The organism is Streptomyces sp. NTD91 (assembly GCF_059510455.1).
In genome coordinates this window covers 1-12,778 of sequence record NZ_JCAJZW010000086.1, presented here as the reverse complement: position 1 = coordinate 12,778, position 12,778 = coordinate 1, and the positions used below count along the sequence as shown (strand labels likewise).

Sequence of the window (12,778 nt, the reverse complement as noted above, 5' to 3'; positions counted from 1 at the left end):
CGGACGGAACCGGGCGCCTGATCCTGCCCTCCCTGCGCAAGGGCCGCCCGGAGGCCGAGGCGCTGCTCACCACGGTGGCCGCACTGTTCACTCACGGCGGCGAGGTCGACTGGGCCGCCCTCTTCACGGGCGGCGGCGCCCGCACGGTCCCGCTGCCGACGTACGCCTTCCAGCGCAGGACCTACTGGCCGACCCCCGCCCCCGAACGCCACGCCGGCGACGTCGCCGGACTCGGCCTCGCCTCCGCGGACCACCCGCTGCTCGGCGCGGCCGTCACCCCGGCCGACTCGGACGGCGTGATCGTCACCGGACGGCTGTCGTTGCGCTCTCACCCGTGGCTGCGCGACCACGTCGTCTCCGGCGCCGTCCTGTTCCCCGGAACGGGCTTCCTGGAACTCGTCCTCCACGGCGCCGAGCAGGTCGGCTGCGACCGCGTCGAGGAACTGACCATCGCCGTGCCGCTCGTCCTCCCCGAGGACGGCGCCGTACAGATCCAGGTACTGGTCGCCGGCCCCGACGACGCGGGCAGCCGCACCGTCAGCGTGTTCTCCCGGCCCGACCACGCCTCCGCGGACGAGGCGTGGACCCTCAACGCCGGCGGTGTCGTCGGCGCCGAGGCCGCCCCTCGGACGGCCGAGTCGTTCGACTTCGGCGTGTGGCCCCCGCGCGACGCGGTGGCCGAACCCGTCGACGGAGCATACGAGCGCTTCGCGGACCTGGGCCTGTCGTACGGCCCGGCGTTCCGCGGGCTGCGCGCACTGTGGCGGCGCGGCGAGGAGGTGTTCGCCGAGGTCGCCGTGCCCGAGGCACACCAGGCACTCGCCGGTCATTTCGGCGTGCACCCCGCACTGCTGGACTCCGTTCTGCACGCCGTCCTGCACGGCGCCTTCGGCGGCGACACCTCGCTGCGGCTGCCGTTCTCGTGGACCGGTGTGTCGCTGTGGGCCACCGGCGCACGTCAGCTGCGCGTCCGCGTGGCGCCCGCCGGAACGGACACCGTCGCCCTGGACCTCGCCGACTCGGCCGGCGGCGCCGTGGCCGCCGTCGACTCGCTGGTGCTGCGGCAGGTCTCCGGTGAGCTTCCGACGGCCGCCGGAGGCCGCGCGCAGGAAGGCCTCTTCCAGGTCGACTGGACCCGGGTGCCGACGGCTGCGGGACCGGTTCCCGAGGTGAGCACCGGGCTGCCCGCCGCCGGCGAGACCGTCCCCGAGGACGTGCTCGTGCGCATCGAGCGCCCCACCGACACCACTCCGGCCGCCGCCCACGACGTCGCCTCCGACACGCTCACGCTCGTGCGTGAGTGGCTGGCGGAGGAGCGGTCCGAGGGCGCCCGGCTGGTCGTCGTGACCGAGGGCGCGGTCGCTCCCGAGGGGACGGGTGCCGATCCCGTCCTGGCTGCGGTGTGGGGCCTGGTGCGTGCGGCGCGGGCCGAGGCACCGGGACGGTTCGGTCTGCTGGACGTGGACGGTGCGGAGGAGTCGTGGGCGGTCGTCGCGGGGGCGTTGGCTTCGGGCGAGCCGGAGTTGGCGGTGCGCGGCGGGGCGGTGTACGCGCCGCGGCTGGGGCGTGTGTCTACGAGCGGCGTACTGACGGTGCCGGCGGGGGAGTCGTCGTGGCGCCTGGACATCGTCGAGAAGGGCATGCTGGAAGGGCTGGCGCTCAGGCCGGTCGCCCGGCCGTCCGAGCTGGCGGAGGGACAGGTCCGGGTCGCCGTGCGGGCGGCGGGAGTGAATTTCCGTGACGTGCTCAACGCGCTCGGTATGTATCCCGGCGACGCGAAGGACTTCGGTCTCGAAGGCGCGGGTGTGGTGACCGAGGTGGGTCCGGGTGTGTCCGGACTGGCGGTCGGTGACCGGGTGTTCGGCATGTTCTCGGGTGCGTTCGGGCCGACGGCGGTCGCGGACGCGCGCAGGGTCGCCCGGATTCCACAAGGCTGGTCGTTCACGCAGGCGGCGTCCGTGCCGGTGGTGTTCCTGACCGCCTATTGCGCGCTGACCGACCTCGGTTCGGTGCGGGCCGGCGAGCGGGTGCTGGTGCATGCCGCGGCCGGTGGTGTGGGTATGGCGGCGACGCAGCTCGCCGGGCACTTGGGCGCGGAGGTGTTCGGCACGGCGAGTGCGGGCAAGTGGGGTTGCTTGCGCGAACTGGGTTTGGACGAGGGGCACATTGCGTCTTCGCGTGACACGGACTTCGAGGCTGCGTTCCTGGCCGTGACCGACGGCGAGGGTGTGGATGTCGTCCTGGACTCGCTGGCCGGTGAGTTCGTGGACGCCTCGCTGCGGTTGCTGCCGCGTGGCGGGCGCTTCCTGGAGATGGGTAAGACGGATGTCCGTGACCCGGAGGTGGTTGCCGCTGCGCATCCGGGTGTGAGGTATCAGGCGTTCGATCTGATGGACGTGGTGCCGGAGCGGATCGGCCAGATGCTCAAGGCGCTGGTGGGGCTGTTCGAGGCGGGTGTCCTCAAGCCGCTTCCGGTGACGTGCTGGGATGTGCGCCGAGCCCCGGACGCCTTCCGCTATCTGTCGCAGGCCCGGCATGTCGGCAAGGTGGTCCTCACGGTCCCGGCGCCGCTCGACCCGCAGGGCACGGTGCTGGTGACCGGTGGCACCGGTGGCCTCGGTGCGCTGGTCGCCCGGCACCTGGTGACCGAGCACGGCGTACGACACCTTCTGCTGGCGAGCCGGCGCGGCCTCGACGCGCCGGGTGCAGGCGAACTTGCCGCTCGACTGGGCGAGTTGGGTGCTCGGGTCGAGGTGGCCGCCGTAGACGTCGCCGACCGGGACCAACTGGCCGCCGTTCTCGGTGCGATCCCGGCCGAGCACCCGCTGACCACTGTCATCCACACCGCAGGCATCGTCGACGACGGTGTCGTGGCGTCGCTGACATCGGAGCGCGTGTCCCGGGTGATGCGACCGAAGGCCGACGCGGTGGTTCACCTGCACGAGCTGACCCGCGACGCGGACCTGGCCGCCTTTGTCGTCTTCTCGTCCGTCATGGGCACGTTCGGTGGCGCGGGCCAGGCCAACTACGCTGCGGCGAACGCCTTCCTCGACGTCTTCGCCGCCACCCGCCGTACGGCCGGCCTCCCCGCCACCTCCCTGGCCTGGGGACCCTGGGCGCCTGGGGCCGGTATGACGGCGGAGCTGCCCGAGGCCGACCTGCGCCGCATGGCCCGCGAGGGCATGCAGCCGCTCGCGCCGGAGCGCGGACTCGCGCTCCTGGACGTCGCGCTGGAGCGAGGTGCTGCGCTGGAGCGGGCCGCCGTCCTGCCGATGGAGCTTGACCTCCCCGGCATGCGTCGGCGCGCGGCCGACGAGGTGCCCGCACTGCTGCGGGCCCTGGTCCGGGGTCGCGCCCGCCGCAGAGCCGAAGTGGGCGCCGGGAGCCACGGTCAGGACCTCGGGGCCCGGCTCACCGCGGCGCTGCCGGCCGACCGGGACCGACTCGTCTCGGAGCTGGTCCGAGGCGCGGCGGCCGCCGTCCTCGGCCACGGTTCGGCCGCCGACATCGAGCCGGAGCACACCTTCAAGGAGCTCGGCTTCGACTCCCTGACCTCGGTGGAACTGCGCAACCGAGTCAACGCGGCCACCGGGATGCGGCTCCCCGCCACCCTGATCTTCGACCACCCCACGCCGGCCGCCCTCGTCCGGCACATCACGACCGAGCTGGTCGGCGGCGCCGAGCCCGCGAACGAGGCACCGCTCCCGGCGCCGGTCGCCGTCGGCGACGACCCGGTGGTCATCGTCGGCATGGCGTGCCGTTTCCCGGGTGGGGTCGGTTCGCCGGAGGACCTGTGGCGGCTGGTGCGCGAGGGCGGTGACGCGATGGGCGCGTTCCCGGCCGACCGTGGCTGGGACCTGGATGCCCTCTACGATCCGGAGCCGGGCCGGGCGGGACACACGTACGTCCGTGAGGGCGGTTTCCTCTACGACGCTCCGCTCTTCGACGCCGCGCTGTTCGGTGTCTCGCCGCGTGAGGCGCTGGCGATGGATCCGCAGCAGCGGCTGCTGTTGGAGACGTCGTGGGAGGTGCTCGAGCGGGCCGGGATCGACCCGGCGAGCCTGGGCGGCTCCCGCACCGGCGTCTTCGCCGGCGCCATGGCCCAGGACTACGGCACGTCGCTGCGCGGCACCTCCGACGGCACGGACGGCTACCTCCTGACCGGCAACACCGGTAGCGTCGCCTCCGGTCGGATCGCGTACACCTTCGGTTTCGAGGGTCCGGCGGTGACGGTGGACACGGCGTGTTCGTCGTCGTTGGTCGCGCTGCACCTGGCGGCACAGGCCCTGCGCTCCGGGGAGTGCGACCTCGCCCTGGCCGGCGGAGTGACCGTCATGTCGACACCGGAGACGTTCCTGGAGTTCTCGCGGCAGCGGGGGCTGGCGTCGGACGGCCGGTGCAAGGCGTTCTCGGACGGCGCGGACGGTACGGCGTGGTCGGAGGGTGTGGGGCTGCTGCTGGTGGAGCGGCTGTCGGATGCGCGCCGCAACGGTCATCGCGTCCTTGCCGTGGTCGCCGGGTCCGCGGTGAACCAGGACGGTGCTTCCAACGGTCTGACCGCGCCGAACGGTCCCTCGCAGCAGCGGGTCATCCGGCAGGCGCTCGCCGGTGCCGGACTCGGGCCGGGTGATGTCGACGCCGTCGAGGCGCACGGCACCGGTACCCCGCTCGGTGACCCCATCGAGGCACAGGCCCTGCTGGCCACCTACGGCCAGGAACGCGAACGACCCCTCTTCCTGGGTTCGTTGAAGTCGAACATCGGCCATGCCCAGGCTGCCGCCGGTGTGGGCGGTGTGATCAAGATGGTGATGGCGATGCGGCACGGCGTGCTGCCTCGCTCGCTGCATGTGGAGGAGCCGTCCTCGCACGTGGACTGGACGGCCGGTGACATCGCGCTCCTCACGGAGGAGCGGGCATGGCCCGAGAGTGACCGTCCGCGCCGGGCCGGTGTGTCGTCGTTCGGCATCAGCGGCACCAACGCCCACGTCATCCTCGAAGGAGCCCCCCGGACGGTCCCCGGGGCGATGACGGCCGACGGCGATCTCTCCGGAGAGGCCGGCGGCCGTGGCCGGAGCGTCCTGCTGCCCCTGTCCGCCGCCGAACCCGCGGCGCTGCGCGCACAGGCCGAGCAATTGGCGGAGTTCCTGTCGTCCGACCCGGCACTGTCCGCGCAGGACGTCGGGCTCTCCCTGGCGACGACGCGGTCCGCGCTGGAACACCGCGCGGTCGTGCTCGCCGCGGACCGGGAGCAGGCCCTGAGCGGCCTCCGGGCCGTCGCCCGGCAGGAGACGCCGGGGCATGTCGTCACCGGCACGGCGGCGGCCGGCGGCGGCCGTACCGCGTTCCTCTTCGCGGGCCAGGGCTCACAACGGCTCGGCATGGGGCGGGAGTTGTACGAAACGTTCCCCGTCTTCGCCGACACCTTCGACGCGGTCGACGCAGAACTCCCCTTCGACCTCAAGACGGTCGTGTTCGGCGAGGACCAGGAGACGCTGAACCGGACGGAGTTCGCGCAGCCCGCGCTGTTCGCTCTCGAAGTGGCGCTGTTCCGGTTGCTGGAGTCGTGGGGTGTGCGGCCGGACGTGCTGCTCGGGCATTCCGTGGGCGAGTTGGCCGCCGCGCATGTGGCCGGCGTGTGGTCGCTGGCGGACGCCTGTCGGCTCGTCGCGGCGCGCGGCAGGCTGATGCAGGCCCTTCCCGAGGGTGGGGCGATGGTGTCGCTGCAGGCGTCCGAGGAGGAGGTGCTTCCGCTGCTCGCAGGCCGCGAGGCCAAGGCCGGCATCGCCGCTGTCAACGGTGTCGAGGCGACGGTCGTCGCCGGCACTGCGGAGGCCGTGCAGGAGATCGCCGCACACTTCCGCCCCCACGACCGCAAGGTGACGGCACTGCGGGTCGGCCACGCCTTCCACTCCCCGCTGATGGAGCCCATGCTCGCCGACTTCCGTGCTGTCGCCGAGACCCTCGCCTACCACCGGCCGCGGCTGACGATCGTCTCCGCGCTCACCGGCGACCTCGCCGACCCGGACGACCTGATGTCGCCCGAGTACTGGGTGCGGCACGTCCGGCGCACCGTGCGCTTCGCCGACGGAGTCCGCCGGATCGCGACCGAAAACGTCGCCATCTGGCTGGAGTTGGGCCCCGACGGCACGCTCACCGCGCTGGTGCGCGCCGACGCGGGCGCCGACCCGGCTGTGCAGGCGTTGCACGTGCCCGCGCTGCGCAAGGACCGCGACGAGACCGGCGCCCTGCTCACGGCCGTCGCCGCCCTCCACACTCGCGGCACCGTGCTGCGCTGGCCCGCCCTGTTCGCCGGGACCGGCGCCCACCCGACCGCGCTGCCCACCTATCCCTTCCAGCGGCAGCACTTCTGGCCCTCGGCCCCGGCCGCCGCGGCCGGTGATGCGACCGGACTCGGACTCACCGCGTCCGGGCACCCGCTGCTCGGCGCGGCGGTCACGCTCGCCGAGGGCACGGGCGTCCTGCTCATCGGCCGGCTGTCGCTCGCGGCCCAGCCGTGGCTGCGCGACCACGCCGTCGCGGGCACGGTCCTCTTCCCCGGCACGGGCTTCCTCGGACTCGCGCTGCACGCCGCCCGCCATGTCGGCTGCGCACGTGTCGCCGACCTCACCCTGGAGGCGCCGTTGGTCCTCCCGGAGGACGGCGGTGTCCGCGTCCAGGTCTCCGTCGGCGCGGCCGAGGAGTCGGGACGACGGACCGTGTCGATCCACTCCCAGGCCGACACGCCGGACGCGACCCCCGACAGCTGGGTGCGACACGCCACCGGCGTCCTCGACGACGGCGCGGACGCCACGGACGACCCGCAGGCGAAGGCCGATTGGGCCGACGGCCCCTCCACCGACGGCGACCGCATCCCGCTGGACGGCTTCTACGAGCGTCTCGCGGACGACGGTTACACCTACGGCACCGTCTTCCAAGGCTTGCGAGCCGTCTGGCGGGACGGCGACGACATCCACGCCGACGTCCGGCTGACCGCCGACCAGCAGGCCGAGGCCGCACGGCACGGACTGCACCCCGCCCTGCTGGACGCCGTCCTGCACGCCTGGCTCGCCGCCGGCCGGACCCGTGCCGACGGCACCGGCGCGGTACGGCTGCCGTTCGCCTGGAACGGGGTCACCCTCGCCGCGGTGGGCGCCGCCGCCGTACGGGTCCGTCTCACGCCCGTCGACGAGGACACGCTCGCGCTGACCCTCGTCGACACCGAGGGCCGGCTCGTCGCCCGCGTCGACGCGCTCACCCTGCGGGAGCTCAGCCCCGAGGCCCTGTCCCCGGTGCGAGGCACACGTACGGGAGTCGAGGAGGCACTGTTCCGGCTGGACTGGACCGTGCTGCCCGTGCCCTCCGACGCGCCGGCGGACCACGACGCGCGCTGGGCCGTCGTCGGCCCCCGCATCGACGGGCTCACGGACACCGCGGCCGGACACTACCCCGACCTCGCGGCGCTCGCCGCGGCCGTGGACGCGGGCACCGCGCTGCCGGAGTCGGTGCTCGTCACCTGCGGCAAAGACAGCAGGCACGCGCACACGTCGACTCCCGGCGTCGACGGCACCCCCCTTCCGGCCCACGGCCCGGACACCGACGGGGCCGCCACGGCCGCCGGCCCGGGTGCCACCGAATCCGCGGAGGCCACCGGCTCGGGCACCATCGGAGCCGCCACAGCCCTGAGTTCGGACACCGACGGGGCCGCCACGGTCGCCGGCCCGGGTGCCACCGAATCCGCGGAGGCCACCGGCTCGGGCACCATCGGAGCCGCCGCAGCCCTGAGTTCGGACACCGACGGGGCCGCCACGGTCGCCGGCCCGGGTGCCACCGAATCCGCGGAGGCCACCGGCTCGGGCACCATCGGAGCCGCCACAGCCCCCAGCCCGGACACCACCGAAGCCACCACCGTGGAGACGACCCGGGCCGCCTTGCACGACGCGCTCGCCCTGGTGCAGAGCTGGCTGGCCGACGACCGCTTCGCCCGCGCCCGGCTCGTGCTCGTGACGCGCGGTGCCGTACCCGCAGAGGGCGACCGCGACCCCGTGGACCCGGTCGCCGCCTCCCTGTGGGGACTCCTGCGGTCGGCCCAGTCGGAGCACCCCGGCCGCCTGACCCTGCTCGACCTGCCCCTGCCCGGCGGCCCCGACTCCGGGAGCGCCGGATCCTTCGAAGCCGCCTCGCCCATCCCCGCCGGGGAACAGGGCACGCCCGGCGTGGCGACGGCCGGACTCGTCGCCCTCGCCCTCGCCACCGGCGAACCGCAGCTCGCCGTGCGCGGTGCCGCCGTGTACGTGCCGCGGCTGGCCCCGGCCGGTACGGGGGGCAGCCTGCTGCCGCCGCCCGGCGAGTCCCTGTGGCGGCTGGACGTCACCACGCCCGGCACCCTCGACAGCCTGGCGCTCGTCGCCTGCCCCGAGGTCGGCGGACCGCTCGCTCCGGGCGAGGTGCGGGTGGCGATGCGCGCCACCGGGGTGAACTTCCGCGACGTCCTGGTCTGCCTGGGCATGCTCGACCGCGAGGTGCCCGGCCGTGAGGGCGCCGGTGTGGTTCTGGAGACCGGACCGGGCGTCACCGGACTCGCTGTCGGCGACCGTGTGCTCGGACTGTTCTCCGGCGGATACGGCCCCGTCGCCGTCACCGACCACCGGCTGCTGGCCCGCGTGCCCGGCGACTGGTCCTTCACTCAGGCCGCGGCGGCGCCCATCGTTTTCCTGAGCGCCTATCACGGCCTGGTCGACCTCGCCGGCCTGCGACCCGGCGAGTCCGTACTGATCCACGCCGGCACCGGCGGCGTCGGCATGGCCGCCGTACAGCTCGCCCGGCACCTCGGCGCCGAGGTCTTCGCGACCGCCGCGCCCGCCAAGTGGCCGACGCTGCGCGCGACGGGGCTGGACGACCACCACATTGCCTCCTCGCGTGACGCCGGGTTCGAGGAGAAGTTCCTCGCGGTGACCGGCGGCCGTGGCGTGGACGTCGTCCTCAACTCCCTCGCCCGGGAACTCGTCGACGCCTCCCTGCGACTGATGCCGCGCGGCGGACGGTTCGTCGAGATGGGCAAGACCGACCTGCGCGACCCCGGCGTCGTGGCCGCCGACCACCCCGGCGTGGTCTACCAGGCGTTCGACCTGCGCGACGTCGACCCAGAGCACACCGCGAAGATGCTCGCCGCCGTGCTCGGCCTGTTCGAACAGCGGGCGCTGCGTCCGCTCCCGGTGACCACCTGGGACGTGCGCCGGGCCCCGGAGGCGTTCCGGTACCTCAGCCAGGCCCGGCACACCGGCAAGATCGTGCTCACCGTGCCCGACGTGCCGGTGGACCTCGCCCGCCCGGCCCACCCGGACGGCCCACCCGCCGCACCGGGGGCGGAGCGCACCGGCACCGTCCTGATCACCGGCGGCACCGGAACGCTCGGCGGGCTCCTCGCCCGGCACCTGGTGACCGAACACGGGGTACGGCGCCTGCTGCTCACCAGCCGCAGTGGCCCCGACGCCCCCGGCGCCCGGAAACTCACCGACGAACTGACCGGGCTCGGCGCCGAAGTCACCGTCACCGCCTGCGACATCGCCGACCGCGACGCCCTGGCCCGCCTGCTCGCCGCGATTCCCGAACGGCACCCGCTCACCGCGGTCGTCCACGCGGCCGGCGTCCTCGACGACGGCATCCTCGACGGGCTGACCCCCGAGCGCGTCGACCGCGTGCTGCGGCCCAAGGCGCAGGCCGCGTGGATCCTGCACGAACTCACCCGCCACAGCGACCTGTCGGCGTTCGTCCTGTTCTCCTCCGTGGCCGCCACCTTCGGCAGCCAGGGACAGGCGAACTACGCCGCCGCCAACGCCTTCCTCGACGGCCTCGCCCACCACCGCAGGGCGCAGGGCCTGCCCGCCCTGTCCCTCGCCTGGGGCCTGTGGGACACCGACGCCGGCATGGCGGGCATGCTCGGCGCGGCCGACGTCCGCCGCATCGGCCGCATGGGTCTGGCGCCGCTGCCCGCCGACGAGGGCCTTGCCCTGTTCGACGCGGCGCTCGCCGCCGACCAGGCGCTGCTGCTGCCCACCCGGCTCGACCTGGCGGGCCTCGCCCACCGCGGCAGCGAACCGCCTGCGCTGCTCAAGGCCTTGGCCCGCACCCCCGTGCGACGGGCCGCCGCGCCCGCCGCCACGGCGGCCGACAGCCAGTACGCCACTGCCGACGCGCCCACCGTGCCGTTCACGGAACAGCTGCGGCAGCTGCCCGCGGAAGAACGCGAGCAGGCCGCGCTGGACCTGGTGCGCACCCACACCGCGGCGGTCCTCGGCCACTCCGACCCCGACGCGGTCGCCGCCGACCGGCCGTTCAAGTCGCTCGGCTTCGACTCGCTCACCGCGGTCGAGATGCGCAACCGGCTCGGTACGGCCACCGGACTCACCCTGCGGGCCACACTGATCTTCAGCTACCCGACCCCCGCAGTGCTCGCCCAGCACCTGCTGCAGCAGTGCGCACCGCGGGAGGCGCCCGCGCAGCGGCCCGGCGACCTCCTCCTCGCCGAACTGGACCGGCTGGAAGCCGCCATGGACGCCTCGGCCTCCGTGGACGCCTCGGGCAGCGCCTCCGCCGGCAGCACCCGGGCCGACGACGGACTGAACGACAAGGTGACCGCACGCCTCCGGGAGCTCCTGGCCCGGTGGACCGGCGGCACCGACGGCACGTCCCCCACCGCCGGCACCGGACTCGAGTCCGCGACGGACGACGAGATGTTCGACCTCATCAACAAAGAGCTGGGCATTTCCTGACCCCGACCGAACCCGGACCGCTCAGGATCCGACGTCTGTGGACCCCTCGGGGCTCCTCCTAGGAAGTGGCGACGAATGGCGAGCAACGAAGAGAAGCTGCGGGACTACCTCAAGCTGGTCACGGCCGACCTTCGTCAGACACGCAAGCGTCTGCAGGACATCGAGGACCAGCGGCACGAGCCCGTGGCCATCGTGGCGATGGGCTGCCGCTTCCCCGACGACGCCGACACCCCCGAGGCGATGTGGCGGCTCCTCGCGTCCGGCGCCGACGCGGTCACCCCGTTCCCCACCGACCGCGGCTGGGACCTGGAGGGCCTGTACGACCCGGACCCCGACCGGCCCGGCACCTCCTACGTCCGCGAGGGCGGCTTCCTCCACGAAGCCCCCCTGTTCGACGCCGAGTTCTTCGAGATCTCCCCGCGCGAGGCCCAGGCCATGGACCCGCAGCAGCGGCTCCTGCTGGAGACCTCCTGGGAGACCGTCGAACGCGGCGGGATCGTCCCCGCCTCCCTGCGCGGCTCCCGCACCGGCGTCTTCGTCGGCGCCATCGCCCAGGACTACCTGCCACGCTCACGCTCCGCCCAGGCCGAACTCGGCGGACACCTCCTCACCGGCAGCACCATCAGCGTCGCCTCCGGGCGCATCGCCTACTCCTTCGGCCTGGAGGGCCCCGCGGTCACCGTCGACACCGCCTGCTCCTCCTCCCTGGTCGCGCTCCACCTCGCCGTACGGGCCCTGCGCGCCGGCGAGTGCGACCTCGCCCTCGGCGGCGGGGTGACCGTGTTGTCCGGCCCCGAGATGTTCGTAGACTTCGGCCGGCAGCGGGCCCTCGCAGCCGACGGCCGCTGCAAGCCCTTCTCCGCGGGCGCCAACGGCTTCGGCCCCGCCGAGGGCGTCGGCATGCTCCTGCTGGAACGTCTCTCCGACGCCCGCCGCCACGGCCACCCGGTCCTCGCCGTGATCCGTGGCAGCGCCGTCAACCAGGACGGCGCCTCCAACGGCCTCACCGCGCCCAACGGCCCCGCCCAGGAACGCGTCATCCGCGCCGCCCTCGCCGACGCCGCGCTCAGCCCCGCCGACGTCGACGCCATCGAGGCCCACGGCACCGGCACCCCGCTCGGCGACCCCATCGAGGCCGAGGCCCTCCTCGCCACCTACGGCCAGGACCGCGAACGCCCCTTGTGGCTCGGCTCCGTGAAGTCCAACATCGGCCACACCCAGGCCGCTGCCGGCGTCGCCGGCATCATCAAGATGGTCCTGGCCATGCACCACGGGCTGCTGCCCCGCACCCTGCACGCCGACGAGCCGTCCCCGCACATCGACTGGACCGCCGCCGACCTGCGCCTGCTCACCACGGCCCAGCCCTGGCCGCACCAGGACGACCACCCCCGCCGCGCGGCCGTCTCCTCCTTCGGCATCAGCGGCACCAACGCCCACCTGATCCTGGAGGAAGCACCCGCTGCCGCCCCGCAGGAGCAGGACGAGTCGACGGCCACCGGGGTCCCGACGACCGGGGGCACGACTGCCGGATCCGCGGCGATGGACGGACCCGTCACCGCTGCGCCGACCGGCCGTACGCGTCCCGCCGCTCCCGACGCGCCGCTCCCCTGGGTGCTTTCCGCCCGCAGCCGCGCCGCCCTCACGGCGCAGGCCGTCCGGCTGCTCGCCCACCTCGACGCCCACCCCGGCCAGGACCCGGCTCGCGTCGGCCACGCCCTCGCCACCACCCGCAGCACCTTCGAGCACCGCGCCGTTCTCACGAGCCGCACCCACGACGATCTCCACGCCGCCCTCACCGCGCTCGCCTCCGACACACCCCACCCGCACACCGTCACCGGCAGCATCCGCCCCGGCGGCCGCCTCGCCGTCCTCTTCACCGGCCAGGGCTCGCAACGGCTCGGCATGGGTGGCGAGTTGTACGTCACGTACCCGGTGTACGCGGACGCGTTCGATGCGGTCGACGCGGAACTCCCCTTCGACTTGAAGGCGGTCGTCTTCGGTGAGGACGC

The 12,778-nt window shown here is 74.1% G+C and carries 2 protein-coding genes; both read left to right on the top strand.

What is annotated here, in order from left to right:
• Positions 1–74: 74 nt before the first annotated feature.
• Positions 75–10,769: an SDR family NAD(P)-dependent oxidoreductase gene (locus AC5WRT_RS38155; protein WP_496101063.1), complete on the top strand. Its 10,695-nt coding sequence runs from the start codon at positions 75–77 to the stop codon at positions 10,767–10,769.
• A 75-nt stretch (positions 10,770–10,844) separates the two neighbouring features.
• Positions 10,845–12,778 (top strand): type I polyketide synthase (locus AC5WRT_RS38150; protein WP_496098845.1); only part of this gene is annotated, 1,934 nt, incomplete at its 3' end.